At 64.0% G+C, this 16,012-nt stretch carries 44 protein-coding genes; 43 read left to right on the top strand and 1 reads right to left on the bottom strand.

The features are described from left to right. Positions 1-417 precede the first annotated feature (417 nt). The 35 genes from ACGFNJ_RS22170 (at position 418) to ACGFNJ_RS22000 (ending at position 13,163) form a co-directional block, all read left to right on the top strand. Positions 418-1,314, top strand: coding sequence for an SPFH domain-containing protein (locus ACGFNJ_RS22170; RefSeq protein WP_393451175.1), 897 nt, complete (start codon positions 418-420; stop codon positions 1,312-1,314). A gap of 26 nt (positions 1,315-1,340) precedes the next feature. Then, the gene (locus tag ACGFNJ_RS22165; RefSeq protein WP_393451172.1) at positions 1,341-1,700 is read left to right on the top strand and encodes a hypothetical protein; all 360 of its coding nucleotides are present in this window, start codon (positions 1,341-1,343) and stop codon (positions 1,698-1,700) included. Next, the gene (locus tag ACGFNJ_RS22160) at positions 1,697-1,879 is read left to right on the top strand and encodes a hypothetical protein (protein ID WP_393451169.1); all 183 of its coding nucleotides are present in this window, start codon (positions 1,697-1,699) and stop codon (positions 1,877-1,879) included. The genes ACGFNJ_RS22165 and ACGFNJ_RS22160 overlap by 4 nt, the downstream gene beginning before the upstream one ends. A gap of 32 nt (positions 1,880-1,911) precedes the next feature. Then, positions 1,912-2,154 carry a hypothetical protein gene (locus tag ACGFNJ_RS22155; protein WP_393451166.1) on the top strand — a complete coding sequence of 81 codons (243 nt, stop codon included), beginning with the start codon at positions 1,912-1,914 and terminating at the stop codon, positions 2,152-2,154. Further along, a complete protein-coding gene (locus ACGFNJ_RS22150; protein ID WP_393451159.1) occupies positions 2,151-2,318 on the top strand; it encodes a hypothetical protein in 168 nt (55 codons plus the stop codon). The genes ACGFNJ_RS22155 and ACGFNJ_RS22150 overlap by 4 nt, the downstream gene beginning before the upstream one ends. A gap of 239 nt (positions 2,319-2,557) precedes the next feature. Further along, positions 2,558-2,929: a hypothetical protein gene (locus ACGFNJ_RS22145; RefSeq protein ID WP_393451156.1), complete on the top strand. Its 372-nt coding sequence runs from the start codon at positions 2,558-2,560 to the stop codon at positions 2,927-2,929. Beyond that, positions 2,926-3,081 (top strand): hypothetical protein, encoded by a 156-nt coding sequence (locus ACGFNJ_RS22140; RefSeq protein ID WP_393451153.1) that lies wholly within the window; start codon positions 2,926-2,928, stop codon positions 3,079-3,081. Before ACGFNJ_RS22145 ends, ACGFNJ_RS22140 begins: the two co-directional genes overlap by 4 nt. Then, positions 3,074-3,673, top strand: a complete 600-nt coding sequence (locus ACGFNJ_RS22135; protein ID WP_393451150.1) for a hypothetical protein — start codon at positions 3,074-3,076, stop codon at positions 3,671-3,673. The genes ACGFNJ_RS22140 and ACGFNJ_RS22135 overlap by 8 nt, the downstream gene beginning before the upstream one ends. After that, a complete protein-coding gene (locus ACGFNJ_RS22130; protein WP_393451147.1) occupies positions 3,666-3,971 on the top strand; it encodes a glutaredoxin family protein in 306 nt (101 codons plus the stop codon). Before ACGFNJ_RS22135 ends, ACGFNJ_RS22130 begins: the two co-directional genes overlap by 8 nt. A 22-nt stretch (positions 3,972-3,993) precedes the next feature. Next, positions 3,994-4,281, top strand: coding sequence for a hypothetical protein (locus ACGFNJ_RS22125; RefSeq protein ID WP_393451144.1), 288 nt, complete (start codon positions 3,994-3,996; stop codon positions 4,279-4,281). Next, positions 4,271-4,573, top strand: coding sequence for a hypothetical protein (locus ACGFNJ_RS22120; RefSeq protein WP_393451141.1), 303 nt, complete (start codon positions 4,271-4,273; stop codon positions 4,571-4,573). The genes ACGFNJ_RS22125 and ACGFNJ_RS22120 overlap by 11 nt, the downstream gene beginning before the upstream one ends. After that, a complete protein-coding gene (locus ACGFNJ_RS22115; protein WP_393451138.1) occupies positions 4,563-4,904 on the top strand; it encodes a hypothetical protein in 342 nt (113 codons plus the stop codon). The genes ACGFNJ_RS22120 and ACGFNJ_RS22115 overlap by 11 nt, the downstream gene beginning before the upstream one ends. Beyond that, a complete protein-coding gene (locus ACGFNJ_RS22110; protein WP_393451135.1) occupies positions 4,904-5,170 on the top strand; it encodes a hypothetical protein in 267 nt (88 codons plus the stop codon). Before ACGFNJ_RS22115 ends, ACGFNJ_RS22110 begins: the two co-directional genes overlap by 1 nt. Continuing rightward, entirely contained in the window at positions 5,167-5,340 is a 174-nt protein-coding gene (locus ACGFNJ_RS22105) for a hypothetical protein (protein WP_393451132.1), read from the top strand. The genes ACGFNJ_RS22110 and ACGFNJ_RS22105 overlap by 4 nt, the downstream gene beginning before the upstream one ends. Further along, positions 5,340-5,579, top strand: a complete 240-nt coding sequence (locus ACGFNJ_RS22100) for a hypothetical protein (protein WP_393451130.1) — start codon at positions 5,340-5,342, stop codon at positions 5,577-5,579. The genes ACGFNJ_RS22105 and ACGFNJ_RS22100 overlap by 1 nt, the downstream gene beginning before the upstream one ends. Further along, entirely contained in the window at positions 5,572-5,787 is a 216-nt protein-coding gene (locus tag ACGFNJ_RS22095; protein WP_393451128.1) for a hypothetical protein, read from the top strand. The genes ACGFNJ_RS22100 and ACGFNJ_RS22095 overlap by 8 nt, the downstream gene beginning before the upstream one ends. Further along, entirely contained in the window at positions 5,784-6,008 is a 225-nt protein-coding gene (locus tag ACGFNJ_RS22090) for a hypothetical protein (protein WP_393451126.1), read from the top strand. Before ACGFNJ_RS22095 ends, ACGFNJ_RS22090 begins: the two co-directional genes overlap by 4 nt. 94 nt (positions 6,009-6,102) lie before the next feature. Next, entirely contained in the window at positions 6,103-6,291 is a 189-nt protein-coding gene (locus ACGFNJ_RS22085; RefSeq protein WP_393451124.1) for a hypothetical protein, read from the top strand. Further along, positions 6,284-6,760 (top strand): hypothetical protein, encoded by a 477-nt coding sequence (locus ACGFNJ_RS22080; protein WP_393451121.1) that lies wholly within the window; start codon positions 6,284-6,286, stop codon positions 6,758-6,760. The genes ACGFNJ_RS22085 and ACGFNJ_RS22080 overlap by 8 nt, the downstream gene beginning before the upstream one ends. A 115-nt stretch (positions 6,761-6,875) precedes the next feature. Continuing rightward, positions 6,876-7,130 (top strand): hypothetical protein, encoded by a 255-nt coding sequence (locus ACGFNJ_RS22075; protein WP_393451118.1) that lies wholly within the window; start codon positions 6,876-6,878, stop codon positions 7,128-7,130. Next, positions 7,127-7,504 carry a hypothetical protein gene (locus ACGFNJ_RS22070; protein WP_393451115.1) on the top strand — a complete coding sequence of 126 codons (378 nt, stop codon included), beginning with the start codon at positions 7,127-7,129 and terminating at the stop codon, positions 7,502-7,504. Before ACGFNJ_RS22075 ends, ACGFNJ_RS22070 begins: the two co-directional genes overlap by 4 nt. Continuing rightward, positions 7,501-8,091, top strand: a complete 591-nt coding sequence (locus ACGFNJ_RS22065) for a hypothetical protein (RefSeq protein ID WP_393451112.1) — start codon at positions 7,501-7,503, stop codon at positions 8,089-8,091. Before ACGFNJ_RS22070 ends, ACGFNJ_RS22065 begins: the two co-directional genes overlap by 4 nt. Next, the gene (locus ACGFNJ_RS22060; RefSeq protein ID WP_393451109.1) at positions 8,088-8,633 is read left to right on the top strand and encodes a hypothetical protein; all 546 of its coding nucleotides are present in this window, start codon (positions 8,088-8,090) and stop codon (positions 8,631-8,633) included. Before ACGFNJ_RS22065 ends, ACGFNJ_RS22060 begins: the two co-directional genes overlap by 4 nt. Next, on the top strand, positions 8,630-8,959 hold the full coding sequence (locus ACGFNJ_RS22055) for a hypothetical protein (protein WP_393451106.1): 330 nt from the start codon (positions 8,630-8,632) through the stop codon (positions 8,957-8,959). Before ACGFNJ_RS22060 ends, ACGFNJ_RS22055 begins: the two co-directional genes overlap by 4 nt. Further along, on the top strand, positions 8,956-9,255 hold the full coding sequence (locus ACGFNJ_RS22050) for a hypothetical protein (RefSeq protein ID WP_393451103.1): 300 nt from the start codon (positions 8,956-8,958) through the stop codon (positions 9,253-9,255). The genes ACGFNJ_RS22055 and ACGFNJ_RS22050 overlap by 4 nt, the downstream gene beginning before the upstream one ends. A 324-nt stretch (positions 9,256-9,579) precedes the next feature. Next, positions 9,580-10,227: a hypothetical protein gene (locus tag ACGFNJ_RS22045; RefSeq protein ID WP_393451100.1), complete on the top strand. Its 648-nt coding sequence runs from the start codon at positions 9,580-9,582 to the stop codon at positions 10,225-10,227. Positions 10,228-10,411: 184 nt separating this feature from the next. Beyond that, on the top strand, positions 10,412-10,600 hold the full coding sequence (locus ACGFNJ_RS22040; protein ID WP_393451097.1) for a hypothetical protein: 189 nt from the start codon (positions 10,412-10,414) through the stop codon (positions 10,598-10,600). 2 nt (positions 10,601-10,602) lie between these two features. After that, positions 10,603-10,926: a hypothetical protein gene (locus tag ACGFNJ_RS22035; RefSeq protein WP_393451094.1), complete on the top strand. Its 324-nt coding sequence runs from the start codon at positions 10,603-10,605 to the stop codon at positions 10,924-10,926. Continuing rightward, a complete protein-coding gene (locus ACGFNJ_RS22030; protein WP_393451091.1) occupies positions 10,923-11,186 on the top strand; it encodes a hypothetical protein in 264 nt (87 codons plus the stop codon). The genes ACGFNJ_RS22035 and ACGFNJ_RS22030 overlap by 4 nt, the downstream gene beginning before the upstream one ends. After that, entirely contained in the window at positions 11,170-11,514 is a 345-nt protein-coding gene (locus ACGFNJ_RS22025; RefSeq protein WP_393451088.1) for a hypothetical protein, read from the top strand. Before ACGFNJ_RS22030 ends, ACGFNJ_RS22025 begins: the two co-directional genes overlap by 17 nt. Positions 11,515-11,716: 202 nt before the next feature. After that, positions 11,717-11,923, top strand: a complete 207-nt coding sequence (locus tag ACGFNJ_RS22020; RefSeq protein WP_393451085.1) for a hypothetical protein — start codon at positions 11,717-11,719, stop codon at positions 11,921-11,923. Then, the gene (locus ACGFNJ_RS22015) at positions 11,920-12,330 is read left to right on the top strand and encodes a RusA family crossover junction endodeoxyribonuclease (protein WP_393451082.1); all 411 of its coding nucleotides are present in this window, start codon (positions 11,920-11,922) and stop codon (positions 12,328-12,330) included. The genes ACGFNJ_RS22020 and ACGFNJ_RS22015 overlap by 4 nt, the downstream gene beginning before the upstream one ends. A 19-nt stretch (positions 12,331-12,349) precedes the next feature. Continuing rightward, positions 12,350-12,520 carry a hypothetical protein gene (locus tag ACGFNJ_RS22010; protein ID WP_393451079.1) on the top strand — a complete coding sequence of 57 codons (171 nt, stop codon included), beginning with the start codon at positions 12,350-12,352 and terminating at the stop codon, positions 12,518-12,520. After that, positions 12,517-12,822 (top strand): hypothetical protein, encoded by a 306-nt coding sequence (locus ACGFNJ_RS22005; protein ID WP_393451077.1) that lies wholly within the window; start codon positions 12,517-12,519, stop codon positions 12,820-12,822. Before ACGFNJ_RS22010 ends, ACGFNJ_RS22005 begins: the two co-directional genes overlap by 4 nt. A 62-nt stretch (positions 12,823-12,884) precedes the next feature. Further along, positions 12,885-13,163: a hypothetical protein gene (locus tag ACGFNJ_RS22000; protein ID WP_393451074.1), complete on the top strand. Its 279-nt coding sequence runs from the start codon at positions 12,885-12,887 to the stop codon at positions 13,161-13,163. 8 nt (positions 13,164-13,171) lie between these two features. On the opposite strand, the gene ACGFNJ_RS21995 is transcribed toward ACGFNJ_RS22000, so the two are convergent. Then, complete coding sequence (locus ACGFNJ_RS21995; protein ID WP_393451071.1) at positions 13,172-13,411, bottom strand: DUF6225 family protein; 240 nt, start codon at positions 13,409-13,411, stop codon at positions 13,172-13,174. A gap of 355 nt (positions 13,412-13,766) precedes the next feature. Between ACGFNJ_RS21995 and ACGFNJ_RS21990 the strand changes: the two genes are divergently transcribed. The 8 genes from ACGFNJ_RS21990 to ACGFNJ_RS21955 all read left to right on the top strand — a co-directional run bounded on the left by ACGFNJ_RS21990 (position 13,767) and on the right by ACGFNJ_RS21955 (position 15,987). Continuing rightward, a complete protein-coding gene (locus ACGFNJ_RS21990; RefSeq protein ID WP_393451068.1) occupies positions 13,767-13,958 on the top strand; it encodes a type II toxin-antitoxin system prevent-host-death family antitoxin in 192 nt (63 codons plus the stop codon). Between the two features lie 78 nt (positions 13,959-14,036). Then, positions 14,037-14,237: a hypothetical protein gene (locus ACGFNJ_RS21985; protein WP_393451065.1), complete on the top strand. Its 201-nt coding sequence runs from the start codon at positions 14,037-14,039 to the stop codon at positions 14,235-14,237. Between the two features lie 40 nt (positions 14,238-14,277). Next, entirely contained in the window at positions 14,278-14,532 is a 255-nt protein-coding gene (locus tag ACGFNJ_RS21980) for a hypothetical protein (RefSeq protein WP_393451062.1), read from the top strand. 28 nt (positions 14,533-14,560) lie between these two features. Beyond that, positions 14,561-14,725, top strand: a complete 165-nt coding sequence (locus tag ACGFNJ_RS21975; RefSeq protein ID WP_393451059.1) for a hypothetical protein — start codon at positions 14,561-14,563, stop codon at positions 14,723-14,725. Next, positions 14,722-14,907, top strand: coding sequence for a hypothetical protein (locus ACGFNJ_RS21970; RefSeq protein ID WP_393451056.1), 186 nt, complete (start codon positions 14,722-14,724; stop codon positions 14,905-14,907). Before ACGFNJ_RS21975 ends, ACGFNJ_RS21970 begins: the two co-directional genes overlap by 4 nt. Then, complete coding sequence (locus ACGFNJ_RS21965; protein ID WP_393451053.1) at positions 14,904-15,299, top strand: DUF6221 family protein; 396 nt, start codon at positions 14,904-14,906, stop codon at positions 15,297-15,299. The genes ACGFNJ_RS21970 and ACGFNJ_RS21965 overlap by 4 nt, the downstream gene beginning before the upstream one ends. After that, positions 15,296-15,763, top strand: coding sequence for a DUF6221 family protein (locus ACGFNJ_RS21960; RefSeq protein ID WP_393451050.1), 468 nt, complete (start codon positions 15,296-15,298; stop codon positions 15,761-15,763). The genes ACGFNJ_RS21965 and ACGFNJ_RS21960 overlap by 4 nt, the downstream gene beginning before the upstream one ends. Next, positions 15,760-15,987, top strand: a complete 228-nt coding sequence (locus ACGFNJ_RS21955) for a hypothetical protein (RefSeq protein ID WP_393451047.1) — start codon at positions 15,760-15,762, stop codon at positions 15,985-15,987. Before ACGFNJ_RS21960 ends, ACGFNJ_RS21955 begins: the two co-directional genes overlap by 4 nt. Positions 15,988-16,012 lie beyond the last annotated feature (25 nt).

Raw genomic sequence — 16,012 nt, 5'->3', positions numbered from 1 at the left:
GGAAACCTGGCCCTGTGCCCGCACCCGGACAAGGTGCGGTTCGCGTTTCGTTTCGCCGCAGAGGTGCAGATCGGTGCCGTGATGCGTCACGCCGCACTCCATGGCGGAGGGGCACAAATGCGGGCTTATGAGTGCTGGTGTGGTCGTTGGCATTTGACGAGCCAGCCGTTGAAGCGGAGGGGCTCGGATGCCTGACCGCTATGGCGAACATGATCCGCCGGCCTGCCGTGACCCTCGCTGCCGCCGCGGCTGGCTCGGTACCGACGACGAGCAGCGACCCATCCCGTGCGCTGCCTGCAAACCGCATCTCGCGGTGACCAGATCCGATGTCCACGACTACGCCGAGCGGGAACCGTCCGCACGTGCACAAGCAGCGATCGACGCTGAATCCCGAACCCACGCAAAGGAATCCTGAATATGCCCTGGTTGCTTCTGTTCTCCCTGATCCTGGCCGCGGTGGCGGTCGTCTTCGTCTTTGCCCGGCGTGCCATGTCGGCCGATGACGACGCCAGCCCGATTGCGATCGGCGCCTACCGCGTGTGCGCGGGGCTGTCGGTGCTGCTGCTGGTGTGGTCGTGCCTGACGATCGTCTCGACCCGCAACGTCGGCATTGTCACCTCGTTCGGCAAGCCTGTCGGTACCCGCTCCAACGGGTTGCAGGTGAAGTTTCCGTGGCAGAAGGTGCCCGAGCTGAACGGCACGATCCGCACCGACAATCAGATCGGTGGCTGGAAGGACGGTCGTTGCGATAGTTCGACCGCGGTCCGGCTGGCGAACAACTCCACCGCCTGCGTGGACAACACGATCCGCTGGCGGATCGTGCCCGCCGCTGGTGACACGTTGTTCCGGGATTACCAGAACGACAACAACATTCGCGATTCGCTGGTCACTCGTGAGCTGAACGCGACCTTGAACGCGGTGTTCGCCGACTACAACCCGCTGGACCCGAAATCTGTTGGCGGCCCGAACCTCTCGGAGCTGTCCGAGCGGGTCACCAAGCGGTTGCAAGAGAAGATCCACACACAGATCGACGTGCAGAACGTGATTATCTCGATCGTTCATTTCGACCAGCAAACCCAGGAGAAGATCAACGCCTACCAGGCGCAGATCGCCAACACCCGTATCGCGGAGGAGTCGCAGCGCACCGCGGTCGCACAGGCCGAAGCCAACAGGATCCTGGCGTCGTCGGTATCGAACGACCCGAACGTCCTCGTCGCTCGCTGCCTGGACTTGATCGCATCCGGCAAGCAGATGCCAATCGGTTTCCAGTGCTGGGCTGGCGGCGGCCTGCCCGTCACGATCCCGGCACGTTGAGCAGCAATCGAAAGAGAGAACCGGCAATGACCACACCAGGATTGGGCGCCCGCACGATGCACGGCATCACCGACGACGAAACGTCCTACCCAGCACGAATTCGAGAGGCGTCGAACGCTCCGCAGCACGGCGGGCTCATGAGTCGATACGACCCGATCCTGGCCGATGTCGTCGCCGAGATCAGCGCGGCCACATCGAAGTTCACGCGCATGCGGTCGATGCACGAGGGCTACGCGGTGCTGCTCGAGGAAGTCGACGAGATGTGGGACGACATCAAGGCGAACCGGTGGCCGGAGGCGATGGCCGAAGCGCAGCAGGTCGCGGCGATGGCAATCCGGTTCATCCACGACATGCAGGTGTTGAGGGCTGCGGAGGCGGGCGCATGACCCGTGTGCGGATACAGGTCTGGTCCGACGAGGGCGACCTGGAAGTGACCGAGTCCCTGCCGACTCGCTCGTTCGGCGGCGAGACCCAGCAGGAGCTCATCAACCGGTTGCTGACCGTCGCTCTCGGCAAGGTCGATCGCGCTTTCAGGCTGAGCGAGCGGGTTGGTGGTGGCGAATGACCGTCCAGACCTACAGGACGAAACCTGTTGAGGTGCAGGCCGTTCAGTGGCTCGGCGACAACTGGGAGGACGTGAGCGACCTGGCGGGTGCCCGGTTCGGAGTCATCGCCCCCGAGTGGCGGGACGAGTCCGGGGCTACCGCTGAGCTGTGGGTGGATGCGCGTGGCGTGTATGCCCAACTGCGGGAGGGGGATTGGATCGTGCGCGCCCGTGACGGGCGTCTCGAGGCTGTCGAGGCCGAGCGGTTCCCGCTGGCGTACGGGGCGATGGCATGACCAGTAGCGAATATCTGACCGGCGCCATCGGCTGCGCTGAAAAGTGTGAGATCCCCGATGGGGTGCAGCTCAGGGATATGCCGCCGACTCGGCACGCATGGAGCGACATCGTGCGGTGCCCGAACGAAGGCTGCGAACGGTTCTTCATGGTGGTGGACCGATGACGCAAACAACCCGCCGTGTCCACGACTACCTGAGTACCTACTGCTGGCATGAGAACTGTGGTGACTGCCGACTGGAGTGCAAGACCTGCAAGCGTCCCTGCCGCTGCGAATGTCACCAACCCAAGCAAGGACTCGAGACCGACACTGAAACCACGTCAGCAGCGACGCTGGGGGGCACCGCGGGGCGGCCTGATTCGACCGCGCCGCCGGAAGGCCGCCCTGCCGGTTGGCATCGGACGATGGAACACCCTTGGGCCACCCGCCATTACGGCTTCCCCTCCGACCCCGGCGAGGGTGACCGATGGAACGCCGAGGATGGCAGCGGCTGGACGTTCGACCTGACCGGCACGGGATGGTGGGAGATCAGCCGCTACGCCGATGACGACCGCGTCGCCGAGCTGGAGGCGGCATTGCAGACCTCTCGCGAGATGTACACCAGCGCAAGAGAACGCGGCAAACCGGAACGCCTCACTGCCGCGGTCGAACTCCTCGAATACGCGATGCACCTTCGCATGTACGGGGAACGTGCGCCGGGCGGGAACGAAACCTGGCGTGAATGGGACGGCCGTGCGGAGAAGTTCCTGCGCTCACTCGCCGAGGAACAGGAATGAACACGACTCGCGACTGTGAACTGTGCCCGCACCCGTGGCTCGACCACGACGGAATGGGCGACTGCCACCACCTCGACCGGCGGACCAAATCCGGTTACTGCGCTGGTCATGAAAGTCGAACCGACATCACCGAGGAGAGCGGCAATGCCTAAGCGCGAACAACATTCGGATTTGCGGGAGGCAGTCCGGGCCGCGATCGCGTCCTGGGTGAACCATCCATACCTGGTGCTGCCGGGACCGACCGACCTCGGTCCGGAGTTGGGTGAGCACATCGCCAACGCCCTCACGGCGTGGCGGCCGCCACGACGCCGTGTCACCGAACCGCACCATCTGATGCCGCCTACCCCGCAGTCCCTGCCTCCAGGGTTCATCGTCGGCTACATCGCCGAGCTGGACGACGACACCGAAGGCCCGCAGTTCATGTGGTTCTCCGAGGACGTGCTGGACACCGAAGCGGATGGCAGAGGGCAGCTGGCAGAGGCCAACGCCTGGCGGCCCGGCTGGCACCTCTACCGCCTCACCGATGTGACCGCGCCAACCTTTGTCGACCCGGCGGCTCTAGCGGCACTACCAGCTGGGTCGGTGGTCCTCGATTACTACGGATTCGCGTGGCAGAAGTCCAGGCATGAGCCGGGGAATCCGTGGCGCCGGGCGGATGGATCACCAGGGGATCTGCACTGGACGAGGGACCTTCCCGAACGAATCCTGCACACCGCCGACATCACCGAGGAGCCCGATGCTTGAGATCGCCGTGTTCGGCAAACCTGGCTGCCCGCAGTGCAAGACCACCACCCAGCATCTCGACAAGGTGGGACTCCCGTACCGGTACCGGGATGTGACCGAGGATCAATCCGCCCACGACATCGTCACCGCATTGGGCTATCGAGGGCTGCCCGTCGTCACGGTGGGGGATTTGCACTGGTCCGGGTATCGGCACAGCCGCATCAACCGGCTCGCTGAGATCCATTCCACCACACCCGATCTTGCTGTCCTGGAGCCAGCCGCGATCGCATACCTGAATGCCGAGGAACCCTCCGAATGAGCAACCGAGACTGGGGCACCGAATGATCCGCCCTGGCACCTACTACTCGCCTGTGTGCGACAAGTGCGGCACCACCGACACGGGCTCCGACTACGAAGCATGGGCCGACGAAGCTGCCGCTCTCGATGAAGCGATCGCTGCCGACTGGTGCGAGGTCGACGGGCAACTCCTGTGCCCCAAGTGCCAGGTGTGCCACGTCTGCGGAGAGCAGCCACGCACGTTCGGCATCGGTCCCGGTGACAACAACGTGCCGCTGTGCTGGGAGCACGAACGCCACTACGAGGCCGAGGAGCCCACCGATGGCCAGTGACAACACGAACACGTGCCTGTATCCGCGCCGCGATCCCGAAACTGCCTGCGGCTACGCCCACGCCACTCAAGACACCGCCGTGTGCAAACACTGCGACGGCCCGATCCATCGGAGCAGTAAGGCGAGTGATGGCGCATGGGTGCACAGCGACGGCGATCAGGTACGCCTTCACACCTGCCCGGTCAGCCCGTACGGCTTCCACGCTGAGCCTGTCGGAACAGCGTGCGAACGCCATCGCGCCAATCCATGCAACGGCGCACGCGGCATGGAGGTGCGCACCGATGGCCAGTGACCGAGATCAGCTCGCCGCGATCCTGCGTGAGCATTCGATGCCCAGCGGTGAATCAGACTTTCCCGCTGACGAATACGAGTGCTGTGCCGACGCTGTCCTCGCTGCGGGGTTCCGTCCGCCAGCCAGGTTGATCGAGACCCATGCGGAACTCGACGCATTGCCTGTCGGCGCGGTCGTGATGGACGCGCCATATCCAGACGGGGATGTGCATCAGAAGCTGGTTGAAGGGCAATGGTTCGAGCCCGGATTCGACCCAGCATTCACGACGCGTGTCCTGAACCTGCCAGCCGTCTTGCTGTGGTCCCCACCCGAGAAGGCGGGAGGGGAGTAGTGATCGACCCGACGAGCCACACGGGCCGCGTGCTGGCAGCTCTCGCCGACGGCAACCCTCGCACCGCACGCGAGATCTGCGACCTCGCCGACCTGCCGACAGTGCGTGTCACCACGATCGCCAATCGTCTCCATGGTGCCGCTCAATTGAGGCTGCACGGTCTGCGCCCCGACAAGCGCGGGCGACTCCGGAAGGTGTGGGCGATCACCGACGAAGGCCGCGCCAAACTCGTTGCGGCGGTAGCCGAGAAGGCGGGGACCAAATGAGCGCCCGGCGTTGGACGGTCACCAAATCCGCCGAGGGGGAGTGGATGTCGTTCGACCTGTATGCGGCCAGTGCACGGCTGGCGCAGTTGACCTATCACCGCACACAGCCCGAAGCGTTAGCGGCGACCTGCCAGAAGGCCAAGCGGGCGGCGGAGAGGGCGGGGCAGTGATGGCCGAGATCCGAATCGGAACCCTGTTGCGTGGCTTCTGCCATGGCGCTTTCGGCCGTGACTCCTACGACGACAAGCGTGTCGAAGCGATCGGCGCCGACTGGGTCGTCGCACGAGAGACCGACGGCAGTGTCCAGGTGTTCTACGGCAGCCCGGAGGAGTTGGCGAACTGCACGATCAACTGCGATTGCCTGACATGCATAGAGGACCGGGCCGAGAAGGCGGACACCAATGGCTGAATTCGACAACGTCACCGCCTGGTCGGCCCGCCGACGGCATCTGGCCAAGCCTGGTGAGCATTACACGCTGTGCGCTAGAGCGACTGTCGTCCGCCCTGGGGACCGGTACGTCAACGCCTCTCGTGTGCCGATGACTCAAGAGTTGATCGACGCGATGTTCCTGTGCGACGGCTGTGCTCGCGTCGCGGCGAAAGCGGGCACCGAATGAGCGAACCGAACGCGTTGCTGGGCGGCCAGCCGATCCACGCGTGCGAACTCCCTGCCGCCGAGATGTGCCCGCGAGACATCCCGGTTGCGTGCGTCTGCGGCAAGCGGTGGGTGCGTAGTGGCCTGATCGGCTGGCGAGTGGCCGATGAGGCGGGGGCAGTGATGGCCGAGCAGAAGCGCGGCAGGAAACCCAAAGAAAGTGAAAGCAATGACAAAACGTGACCCCTGGACTTCCCCCGGTGCCATCTACATCCCCAGCGATTTCGCCCCAGTGCCACCAGTTCCACCTGAAACCAAGCTCGGCAACGTCCAGGAAATGACGAAGCAGATGGAGCCATTCCATCGGTCGTTGGTCGCGTTGACCAAAGATTCCGTCAAGCTGCGGGAAGCGGTCGCAGTGCTCACCGGCCAATGGAAGCCGGACGAGTTCGACGCCGAGATCCTCGCAGACTTGGCAGAACGGCGTGCACGGGGAGAGTTCGCAGGCGGTCTCGGCGATGGCTGATTCCAACCTGATGAGCGACAGCACACGAGACGCGTTGCATCGGATCGAGTCCGCGCTCGCGGACATGCTCGAAAGCTACGCCGAGATGCGCAGCGAATACCTCCGTAACGCCCACGAAGATCACCGCCTGCCGTTGCAAATCGAGATCGCCGCGTTCGAAACCGCAGCCCGCCTGGTTCGGCACCATCGTGACGAAGACGCCGGCATGGGGCTGCCGTCCTGGCGCTGGCACGAATGGGAGGTCCGGGAGCGGGAGATATCCGGTCGACTGGACGAGTTCCTGGTCATCCCACGCGCTGACATCGTCATTACCGAATACGGATGGCAGCGGCAGGACGACGATGTCGAGGTCAACGGCTCCGACCTGGATGAGCTGAGGCAATACGTCCGAACGCTCGGTGCAGACGGCGGCAGGTTCTACGAGTACATCAGACACCCCGTGCTGCTGCCCGAGGACGGCACACGATGATCTTTCGCGTCCTTAACGAGTGGCGAGTTGTCGACGGCATCTGGACTGAGGTCCCTGTCAGCGGCCAGGTTGTCGATGCGTCCGAGCTCTTCAGTGCCGAGGGCGGAGACCCGCGATGAGCATGCAGTGGGTTCGTGACCACTACAGCGTTCCAGCGAAGCGCGGCGGACGTGTGAGCTACACCGGCGACGGGGCCGCCCGGCTCGGCACCATCACGAGCGCCCGCCACGGCGGACTCCGCATTCGCCTCGACGGCGACAAACATCCGATGCCGTTCCATCCCACCTGGGAACTCGAATACCTCACCGAGAACGGACACGCCCATCCTCACGGATTTATCGCCCACCCCAACCCAGAAGGAGAAGCATGAATAGGGTTGCCGCACTGGCCATATTGATGGGGGCATTCGCCCTCGTCGGCTGCTCGACGGATGCGGACGTAGTGTCCGAGAACCTCTCGAAGGCATCCGATCAATTCGAGATCGAACGACGAATCGTGTTCGTCAACGGCATCACCGACAAATACATGCTGGTGATCGAAGGCCGATGCTCGATCAAAGACGAGAGCAACCAACTCGAAGTCGTCTGCAAAACCGCAGGAGGCGAGTACAAGAAACACTTCCTCGGCTTGAGCGACAACGTCACGTATTTCGTGGAGCAGACCGAGACTGCCAACGTCAGCGCTGATCACTATCGAGTCATCTTCAAACCGGAAGTCATCGTGCCGGACGTGGATCGGCCATGACCAATCATGACCTGATTGCCGAGGCGCGCGAACTGCTGTCCTTCATCGCAGCGGGACCGCCGAGGACTCCTGATCCATGGGCGGCATACAACTGGGTGCGCAACAAGCTTTCAACGCTGCTCGATTCGCTGGAGGCCGCCCAGCAGGATCGTGACCGGGCACACGCCGAGGTTGCCCGGCTCGTCCCGACACGCGTAGCCCTGCTGGAGGGCGAACTGGTCGCGGACACCGCACAGCGTCCCCCACTCGGACGCATCGAGGATGCGCTGATCGAGGCGTGGGACGACGGCAACGCTACTGGCCTCGACGGCTGGACAGGGCCCGGCCGCGGCTCGGGAGAGGTCGACAGGCAGGCCGTCTTCAACAGGGACCGTGTGATCCGAAAGGTGCTCGACGAACTCGGCGAGACCCCGGCAACGCCACCAGGATTCGCTGTTGGCTGCCTCGATCGGGTGACCGATCTGTTCGAGAAGTGGGCTGAGGAAGAGGCCGAGCATCGCGCAGCTGGCGAGCACGGCATCGCCGAAGGGCTGCACGTCGCCATCGAAGAGCTGCGCGTAGCCGTCCACGGCGAGGTGCGGTCATGACCGACTATCCGCCCGACGAAGAGCTCCGGCGAATCATCAACGACGAGTACGCCTGTTTCGACCGATGGCATCGACGGCTCGCTACCGAACTGCTCAAGCTGCGGACCACACAGCGTCCCCCACTCCCACCCGAACTCGATGACGAGGCCGTCCTCGAACTAGCCCGCATCGCTTGGGACGCCGAGAACGTGACCGGCGAGGTGCCCGCAGGGGCGGGCTATGACTGGGCAGACCTGGGTGTCAACGGGCACAAGGCCGCTGCCGATGGCGTTCGTGCTGTGCTCGCCGAGCTTGGACGGCGAGGATATCTCCGCGACTCGCGTCCCCCACTCGGGTACACGGTGGCGTGCGTCTGGTCGGATGCCGAGGTCACTGTGGCGAGGGCATCGTGTACGTCGCGTGCCGATGCGGAGGAGTTCCGGGAGAGCCTGCAGAGTCAGGCCGAGTATCTACCGGGCACGCCACCGCGCGGCGGTTATGTCGTCGCCCGCGTGTGTGCCGAGCGCGGCATCGGCGATAAGGCCGATGAGGTACAGCCATGACCGCCGACAACATCCTTGAGAAGTTCCAGTGGATGGAGGCCGAGGCCCGCGCTGCGCAGGCGAACCTTCAGAGGCTCCAGATGCGCCCGCATCTCCTGCTGGACTTGTTCGCGGCCATCAGGGAGTCGCAGTGTCCGCCCGCCGAGCTGGCCAAGGCGCGCCGACTCCTGGCCGAGTTCGTCAGCGTCGACGACGACAGTGTCTGTCGCTTCGACCATCACCGCGCATGTCAGGAGCATGGCCTCCGCTCTCTCGAGCTAGGGGAGTTGTGTCCGTACATCGAGGCGAGGCAGTACCTCGCCGAAATCCAGGAGGAGAAGCCATGACCGAACGCGAGCTGCTCGACACGATCCGGGAGCTTGCCACCGAGTGGGCGACACAACCCAACGACTACGACGAGGACACCGAGCAGCAGATCGACGACGGTCGCGTTCTCCTCGGCTTACTAGAGGGCTCTACTGAATCAAGTCCTCCACTCGGGTACGTCGTCCTGCGCGGCGATTTCGAGCATGAGGACATTGAGCTGGTGGACCAGCGAGTATGGCCGGATCTTGAAATCGCGGGAGACGTTGCCGACCGGGCGAGCGGCACCACGTACGAGCTCCGGGGGGTGAAGCCGTGACCGATCGGAAGGCTGCGCTGCATGCCTTGATGCCCGCGGTGATCCAAGTCCGCTTGGCCGCACTCGACTACCTCGAAGCGTGCTACGGCTGCCCGATCAACCACATCCCGTTGTGCTTGTGCGGCAACCGGATTGACCGACGATGCGAGGCACGGTCTTGACTGTCGACTACGGATTTACAGACCGCCCGATATACGCCAACACGCTGTACGGCGTACCGATGACTGCTCAAGAGCGGAGCGAATTCATGGCGGCCGCACGCGAGTCGATTGGCCGCGCATTTCCTGACCTGCACAGCGGCGACGTTGCTGATGAGGCACAGCCATGACCGCCTTCGAGAAGGAAGCAATGCCAATGTCGGCACCGACCAAGGAAACGTTCGGGCGTGTACTGCTTGTCGCGGTAGATGGCGACCCTGTCCTCACCGATGCCGTGCAAGCGACACTGATGGAGTCGTGGGGCGAGCTGCCCGCTACGGAGATCGCCGCGAAAACTGTGGTGGGCATGGCCTTCGACTTCAAGGCCACGTTTCCTGCGCCGGGCTACGGCAATGGTGACCGGCTGCGGATCGCGGAGTCTGTGCACGCGCTGCTGAAGCGGGCCAGATGCGCCGCACCTGAACCGGTGAGAATCCAGAAGCCTGCGGCTCCCGAACCGCCCCCGCCGCCCCCTGCTGCCCCTGTAGTGGATTACCGGCGGATGGTATTGGAGGCCGCGCTCTCTGATTGCAACCGCACTGGAAGCAGCATGAAGGTGAGTGGTGGCCCGTACCGGCATGTGCGGCTCACCGGCGCGTGCATCCGCGTCAAAGATCTGGTCGTGGTCGCGGGCGGCACGATCACGGGCTCGAGCTCATCCGGCACCGTCTATGTACCGCCGGGAGTGGATGTTTCGGTCGTTGGCAGCAGCACCGATGTCAAGGTCCGGACGGAATCGTGGGAGAAGATCGCCCGCCGGATTGGGTTGCTGTGACGGCCATCGTCTACAGCCTCTCCGATTACCGGCGTACCCCTCCGTCGGTGCCGTGCCCGTTCTGCCATGCCCCGGTCGGGCGCCGCTGCACTCTCGGCCCGCGGTCCCCGATCGTCCGCATCCACGGTCCACACCCAGACCGCACCGCCACAGCAGAAGCGGCAACCGAAAGGAACGAACAGACATGAGCTTCAGAGAGGTCATCTGCTACATCGCAGCATGCGACGTCTGCCATGGAGAAGCCGAGTACGACGACTGTGAAGTGGACTGCTTTATGGACAAGCAATGTGCGGTCGATCATGCCGGAGACGACTGGACTGAAGTCGACGGCAAGCTGCTGTGTCCGGACTGTAGCCAGAAACCGGCCGAGTGATCATGCCTGAACCCACTGACAAGAATCCCGCCGAGCAGATCCGCACCGAGTACGTCGAGACCCTGGCACGTGCGCAACGCGCGATCGACCTGGAGAAGTACCCGCAACGGGAAGACGGCACCCCACGCGAGGATTGGGCCGCTCTGTCCGATCGAATGCGGAGGGAGTACCTGACCGCTGTCGCGCCTTTGGTCGGCGCTCTTGCCGAGGCTGGCCTATTGCCCACCGCGGTCAGCCGAGTACTGGGACGCCCTGCTGGCGACGACACGGCACCCTTCCAAGTGCATCAGTGTTACCGGACGTCATGGTCAGAGGTGACCGCGTGAGCGAGAACAGAGACCGCTTGTCGGTCACGATGCCACCATCCATCCGTGAGGCGTTGCGGCAGATGCACAGCACCAGTGGACTGTCGTTGAACTACCTGTTCGGTCTCGGTGTCGAGCTGCTGTACACGGTGTGGATGGCGCGGCGCCGCGGCGGAGAGTTCGCGATCAGGCTGCCCGACTCTGACGAGTACCAGCCGGTACACATTCTGATACCGGGTTTGACTCCGGGCTGGGAGGTGTCTGATGGCGAAGCTGTCTGACCTCGAGCAGCTACGGGACGGATGGGATGGACCGGGCAGCAAGGTGATCTCAGCGTGCGCGGTCGCTGCCTACACGAACTTCGTAGCCGAGCTCGATGGCAAGGTCCCGGATGACCTCGAGCCGATGGCAGACCGTGACGGCGGCATCGTCCTCGAATGGGACCGGGGCCGGGACTGGTTCTCCGCCACCATCCAGGCTGGCGGTGGGCTCTACCTGTGCCGCATCGCCAGGGCGGTCGACGACGACGAGGACCGCGCCTACCCAGTATTCGATGCCGCGGTGCTGAAGGCGTTCTATGGCACCGGCCGGATCGAGGTGGCCGGGTGAGTAGCGGGCAGATCCCACGCGAACCAAGGTTCTTTCCTCGCATGAAGTACCGGGCGGCGAAGCGTCACGAGCGTGCCGCGTTCGGTGGACGTTGCGGTGGTTTGTGGATCATCGACGAAACCCACGCGTGGTTCACCACCCTGTCGGTGGCGATCGCTCAGGCATCCCCCGAAAGGCCGGTGGCCGAGTGGCCCACTTCCCAATGACCGACGATGAATTCCGAGAAGCGCTGGAGCGTGCCGCCGAGGCACTGAATGTCTTAGTCGCGGAGCTGCACAACGAACGCATCAGTAGCCGCGAGTTGTTCACCCGTGTCGAGGCCGCCGAGAACGCCCTGGACGACGCTCAGCGGGGTTGGCGTGGCCGGGTGTCGGATTGGTGGCAGGAACGCCGAGGCGGTGGCATATGACCCGCTCGTACCGCTGCTTCGTCCCCGGCATCCCGGCACCGCAGGGCAGCAAGCGCCATGTGGGCAAGGGTCGGATGGTCGAGTCCTCCAAGGAGCTCGGACCGTGGCGTGCACAGGTCGCGCTGGCTGTTCACAGTCTCGGCTGGCCACTGCATGAGGGCGCGGTCGGCGTGGACTTGATGTTCGTCATGCCGCGCCCCAAATCCACCCCGAAATCCAAGACACCACCTGCAACCAGGCGGCCCGACGCGGACAAGCTGGCCCGAGCGATTCTCGATGCCGTTACCGGCGTGGTTTTCAGTGACGATTCGCAGGTTATCGACCTGCGCTCCCGTAAACGGCTGGCCCGGATCGGTGAAGTGCCGGGCGTCGCCATCCACATCTTCGAACCCGAGGAGGACCTGTGACCGCGAAGCTGCGCCGCCGATGAGCCCTTCTGTTCTCGATCCGGTCGACCGGATCGAGTTCGTCAGATTCGCCAACGCCGTCTCCACTGCCATCCATGACGTGGAGTGGCTACCCCTGACCGTGCGCTACCGGATCGCCGCTCGTGCGTGGCGAATCCTGCACCCCGACAGTCGATACGGAGAGTCATGAACAAACTGTTTGCCCGTTACCAGAACTGGCGCTTCGCCCGAGCCAACGAAGCGGTAGCCAAGATCGGCGCCGTATTCCTCGCCCACCCAGACCGCCGCGTCTTCGCCTCCACTATCGACGCGACCGCCGGGGTTGGACTGTGGCGCCTGCTCACGACCCTGCACTCGATGCGAGCCGAGGGCTTCATCGCCTACAGGTGTGACGAGGACGGCCGCCGCTACTACGCACTGACCGACAGCGGCCGGATGGCGTTCGAGCTGTCGATCGAACTGGACCAGCAGCGGAAGGATTCCGACGCGTGACCCGCACCATGTCCCGCTCCCAGAGGAGCCGACGACAGCAACCCCGAATCCGAGAGGACTCTATGATCGACACCGACGTCATCGCCTTCCATGAGGATCCCGCCGCATTGGACGACTATCAGCGAGCCCACCGCGAGCAGGCCGAACAAGATCGACTGTGTGAGTTGGTCACAGACTCGTTGGCGCGCAGCATGTTCGCTGACCTCACCGCTGCCGACGGGCAGGAGATCGGCGAGGAAGTACTAGCGGAGCTGGGCTGCGAACTCACTCGAAAACACGCTGTGGATCTGCTGGCGGACAATCGGTTCACCATCACCCTCGCTCAGCCGCCCGACTCGTAGATCGCCGATCACTCCGGACGTGTCGGCCGGTAGTACTCGAACGCTTCGATCTGGACGTGACTCTTGTCAACGATCACGCCCTTTCCGTCGCCCCAGTCGACGTGCCCATGGCTTGGGCCGTTGGTGATGAGAAACTCGAGGAAGCTGTCTTCGTCCTCGGCTACGCACACGACGACCGGGAGGTCGTCGGGGTAGTTCGCGAGCGCCTCGCGCAGTTGTCGGACTGTGAGGCTCGGCTGATCTGGCATGGTGAAATCCTTTCGGTAGGAACAGGTTTCGGGGCTGCGCGGACGACCGCGTTGTCGCCCTGGGCACGCACTGGTTGTGCCCGCGCCCGACTCAATCAAGACTGATCAGGATTGCCGCATGTGCGCATGGATGCGTGCATCAATGGATTCCTGTCCACACGCCACAGGCCTGGGCGATCCAGTCCTGTCAGGGACCCGTCCGAGGCGGACGTGGCAGGCGAGGGTGGTCAGGGTTGCGCCGGCGGGCTGGGTCCTGCGGAGGGTGACGGACATGGGATGTCTCCTGTTCAGGGTTGGCCGTTCTGCTGATGTGTTCACTAGTGTACACCAAGGGGCATGGGATAGCATAGGTGGCATGGCTGAGAATGTGAACCCCGATGAGTTGAGTGTGCGGGAGCTACGGAACCAGCTGGCGGACGTCCTCAACGACGCGGCCGTCAGGAGCCGCATCACCTATGTCACCAACAGGGGGCGGAGGTATGCGGCCGTCGTGCCGGTCGATTTGGCGGAGGCGGAGGAAGATCGCCGAGCCAAGGGGGCCTTGTGATGCGGAATGGAGTGTACACAAGTGGTCACTAGTGCTATAGTTAAACATCGGCAGCAGGAACCACCCCAGGAGTCCCAAATGACCGCCACCATGAATTCCGAAACTGCTTCCCACCGGCTGGGCAACGATATGGAATGGGTTCAGGAGATGGCCACCGCGATGGTCGACCTGCCGCTTGAGCAACTGAAGATTCTGGAACGCGGGCTCCGCGCTCCGGGCACTCGGACCGTGCGGCACCACCGGCAGGCCGTGCTTCTGGCTATGCGTGCGGCGAGCTGACCGGCCGCCGGCCGTCCAGTGCCCCGTCTGAGGAGAAGCTGTGAGCGACAAACAAATGAGTCACCTGAAGTGCGTGCTGTGCCTGCGCGGGGCGCCGTCAGAGATTGACACGGCCGTGACGATCGTCGCTGGGAATGCGGTGTGCGCATCGCACGTGTGGGAGTTCGGTCCGGAGGTGAGCGATCGGGCCGACGAGTTGACGCGCGAAGGCTGGCGGAAGAACGCAGAGAGGCGTAATCGGGAGGCGTGGGCCGATGCGGCAGCTGCGGAAACGGCACGAGAGGCGAAGGCGTGACCCGCATCTACCGTGTCCTGGAGAAGTCATGACCCCTCTACAGCTGGAAGGCCACGCCTGCATCCGGTGCGGCCGCGCGTTCATCCCTGGTTCCACCTCGGCCCCGGATGGTTACAGCGACGACGGGCGCCAGTTGTTCGCCTGCTCGGCCGGTTGGGGATGTTCCGCCGAGCTCCCCGAGGAGAAGCCATGAGCAAGTTCGCCTACACGGGAAGCTTCACGGCGACGGTCGAGGATCCGGACAGCCTGCCCGACGGGATGACGCAGGATGACGTGTGGGACAGCCTGCGTGAGGCGCTACAGGCGGCTGCTGTGCAGTGGTATGTGGCCAATCCAGGTCTGGCCCGGTCGGAGCCGGAGGTGTACAGCTCGTGAGCGCTGAAGACGTATTAGCGCGGTTGACCGCAGGTCTTGCCGAGGACGAACAGGTCGCGCATGGAGCATGGAAAGAAGGTGCGGTCCGTGGCGATGAGTGGATCGTACGGAAGCTGCAAGGCGGGCTGTTCGACGGCGGTATCTACGTGTGTGACGCGCAGTCTCCACCGCAAGGCGACGACATCATCCAAACGAGAGACGGCGAGACAGGGCACATCGAACGCCACGCCCCGGCCCGCACGCTCCGTCAGACGGAGGCTCTACGGGATGCAATCGAGTGGCTCACTGAGCTCGCCGAATTCGATGACTGCGATTGGCCGGGCGTCGCATCCAGAGCCACGGGTGCGCTGTCCGCCCTAGCCCGTATCTACACCACAGAGGAAACGTCGTGAGCGTTGACGATTTGCTGACCGCCCTGGCCCGGCTCGAGGCGGGCCTCGCCGAGGATGAAGCGATAGCCCGAGCGGCGACGCCGGGTGCACGGTGGGTTCGAGACTCGGGGGGTGAGGTGTTCAGCGTCTGTGGCGAACTCGGCGGGCACTCGCGCTGTGATCAGCATGAGCCTGGCGTGCCGAACATGTGCGATGACGTACCGATCGGCCCTGACGTCGACTTTGACCCTGGCGGACATATCGCGATGCAGATGGTCCGCCAGCAGCCGATGCGCACCCTGCGTGACGTCGCAGCGATACGGCGAGTTGTCAGCGACTACAACCGGGCCGTCAGCCAAATGAACGACGAGGTCGTGAGCGGGCGCGACCTGTATTCGCCTGCGTACTTCCGTGCTCAGGCACTCGAAGCGGCGATCGAGGCATTGGCCTCCATCTACGCCGAGTCCACCGAGGAGCAGCCGTGACGGAACGCCCATCTGACGATCAGCTCCAACGCTGGCTGTATGACGCCGAGTTCGATCACGATGCCGTCGGCTCTGACCACGACTTCGACGCGAACCCGCTTCCCGGAAACACTTTCCCGGCCTACTACGCCGACGACTACAAACCGATTCTTGCCGGATTGTTCCGGGAGCTGCTGGAGTTGCGCTCCGAGGTGCGTAGTTGGCGGGAATGTGATGGCAAATGATCTACACCGAGCCCACCAGGGAGAC

Origin of the sequence: Nocardia sp. NPDC049149 (assembly GCF_043197455.1) — a bacterium.
Lineage (GTDB): Bacteria > Actinomycetota > Actinomycetes > Mycobacteriales > Mycobacteriaceae > Nocardia.
Note: the sequence above shows the minus strand (reverse complement) of the source record. Positions and strands in the feature narration are given on the sequence as shown.

Coding starts and splice junctions, on each gene's coding strand:
- ACGFNJ_RS22170 (WP_393451175.1), top strand. CDS start 418: ATGCCCTGGTTGCTTCTGTTCTCCCTGATCCTGGCCGCGGTGGCGGTC.
- ACGFNJ_RS22165 (WP_393451172.1), top strand. CDS start 1,341: ATGACCACACCAGGATTGGGCGCCCGCACGATGCACGGCATCACCGAC.
- ACGFNJ_RS22160 (WP_393451169.1), top strand. CDS start 1,697: ATGACCCGTGTGCGGATACAGGTCTGGTCCGACGAGGGCGACCTGGAA.
- ACGFNJ_RS22150 (WP_393451159.1), top strand. CDS start 2,151: ATGACCAGTAGCGAATATCTGACCGGCGCCATCGGCTGCGCTGAAAAG.
- ACGFNJ_RS22145 (WP_393451156.1), top strand. CDS start 2,558: ATGGAACACCCTTGGGCCACCCGCCATTACGGCTTCCCCTCCGACCCC.
- ACGFNJ_RS22140 (WP_393451153.1), top strand. CDS start 2,926: ATGAACACGACTCGCGACTGTGAACTGTGCCCGCACCCGTGGCTCGAC.
- ACGFNJ_RS22135 (WP_393451150.1), top strand. CDS start 3,074: ATGCCTAAGCGCGAACAACATTCGGATTTGCGGGAGGCAGTCCGGGCC.
- ACGFNJ_RS22130 (WP_393451147.1), top strand. CDS start 3,666: ATGCTTGAGATCGCCGTGTTCGGCAAACCTGGCTGCCCGCAGTGCAAG.
- ACGFNJ_RS22125 (WP_393451144.1), top strand. CDS start 3,994: ATGATCCGCCCTGGCACCTACTACTCGCCTGTGTGCGACAAGTGCGGC.
- ACGFNJ_RS22120 (WP_393451141.1), top strand. CDS start 4,271: ATGGCCAGTGACAACACGAACACGTGCCTGTATCCGCGCCGCGATCCC.
- ACGFNJ_RS22115 (WP_393451138.1), top strand. CDS start 4,563: ATGGCCAGTGACCGAGATCAGCTCGCCGCGATCCTGCGTGAGCATTCG.
- ACGFNJ_RS22105 (WP_393451132.1), top strand. CDS start 5,167: ATGAGCGCCCGGCGTTGGACGGTCACCAAATCCGCCGAGGGGGAGTGG.
- ACGFNJ_RS22100 (WP_393451130.1), top strand. CDS start 5,340: ATGGCCGAGATCCGAATCGGAACCCTGTTGCGTGGCTTCTGCCATGGC.
- ACGFNJ_RS22095 (WP_393451128.1), top strand. CDS start 5,572: ATGGCTGAATTCGACAACGTCACCGCCTGGTCGGCCCGCCGACGGCAT.
- ACGFNJ_RS22090 (WP_393451126.1), top strand. CDS start 5,784: ATGAGCGAACCGAACGCGTTGCTGGGCGGCCAGCCGATCCACGCGTGC.
- ACGFNJ_RS22085 (WP_393451124.1), top strand. CDS start 6,103: ATGACGAAGCAGATGGAGCCATTCCATCGGTCGTTGGTCGCGTTGACC.
- ACGFNJ_RS22080 (WP_393451121.1), top strand. CDS start 6,284: ATGGCTGATTCCAACCTGATGAGCGACAGCACACGAGACGCGTTGCAT.
- ACGFNJ_RS22075 (WP_393451118.1), top strand. CDS start 6,876: ATGAGCATGCAGTGGGTTCGTGACCACTACAGCGTTCCAGCGAAGCGC.
- ACGFNJ_RS22070 (WP_393451115.1), top strand. CDS start 7,127: ATGAATAGGGTTGCCGCACTGGCCATATTGATGGGGGCATTCGCCCTC.
- ACGFNJ_RS22065 (WP_393451112.1), top strand. CDS start 7,501: ATGACCAATCATGACCTGATTGCCGAGGCGCGCGAACTGCTGTCCTTC.
- ACGFNJ_RS22060 (WP_393451109.1), top strand. CDS start 8,088: ATGACCGACTATCCGCCCGACGAAGAGCTCCGGCGAATCATCAACGAC.
- ACGFNJ_RS22055 (WP_393451106.1), top strand. CDS start 8,630: ATGACCGCCGACAACATCCTTGAGAAGTTCCAGTGGATGGAGGCCGAG.
- ACGFNJ_RS22050 (WP_393451103.1), top strand. CDS start 8,956: ATGACCGAACGCGAGCTGCTCGACACGATCCGGGAGCTTGCCACCGAG.
- ACGFNJ_RS22045 (WP_393451100.1), top strand. CDS start 9,580: ATGACCGCCTTCGAGAAGGAAGCAATGCCAATGTCGGCACCGACCAAG.
- ACGFNJ_RS22040 (WP_393451097.1), top strand. CDS start 10,412: ATGAGCTTCAGAGAGGTCATCTGCTACATCGCAGCATGCGACGTCTGC.
- ACGFNJ_RS22035 (WP_393451094.1), top strand. CDS start 10,603: ATGCCTGAACCCACTGACAAGAATCCCGCCGAGCAGATCCGCACCGAG.
- ACGFNJ_RS22025 (WP_393451088.1), top strand. CDS start 11,170: ATGGCGAAGCTGTCTGACCTCGAGCAGCTACGGGACGGATGGGATGGA.
- ACGFNJ_RS22020 (WP_393451085.1), top strand. CDS start 11,717: ATGACCGACGATGAATTCCGAGAAGCGCTGGAGCGTGCCGCCGAGGCA.
- ACGFNJ_RS22015 (WP_393451082.1), top strand. CDS start 11,920: ATGACCCGCTCGTACCGCTGCTTCGTCCCCGGCATCCCGGCACCGCAG.
- ACGFNJ_RS22010 (WP_393451079.1), top strand. CDS start 12,350: ATGAGCCCTTCTGTTCTCGATCCGGTCGACCGGATCGAGTTCGTCAGA.
- ACGFNJ_RS22005 (WP_393451077.1), top strand. CDS start 12,517: ATGAACAAACTGTTTGCCCGTTACCAGAACTGGCGCTTCGCCCGAGCC.
- ACGFNJ_RS22000 (WP_393451074.1), top strand. CDS start 12,885: ATGATCGACACCGACGTCATCGCCTTCCATGAGGATCCCGCCGCATTG.
- ACGFNJ_RS21995 (WP_393451071.1), bottom strand. CDS start 13,411: ATGCCAGATCAGCCGAGCCTCACAGTCCGACAACTGCGCGAGGCGCTC.
- ACGFNJ_RS21990 (WP_393451068.1), top strand. CDS start 13,767: ATGGCTGAGAATGTGAACCCCGATGAGTTGAGTGTGCGGGAGCTACGG.
- ACGFNJ_RS21985 (WP_393451065.1), top strand. CDS start 14,037: ATGACCGCCACCATGAATTCCGAAACTGCTTCCCACCGGCTGGGCAAC.
- ACGFNJ_RS21975 (WP_393451059.1), top strand. CDS start 14,561: ATGACCCCTCTACAGCTGGAAGGCCACGCCTGCATCCGGTGCGGCCGC.
- ACGFNJ_RS21970 (WP_393451056.1), top strand. CDS start 14,722: ATGAGCAAGTTCGCCTACACGGGAAGCTTCACGGCGACGGTCGAGGAT.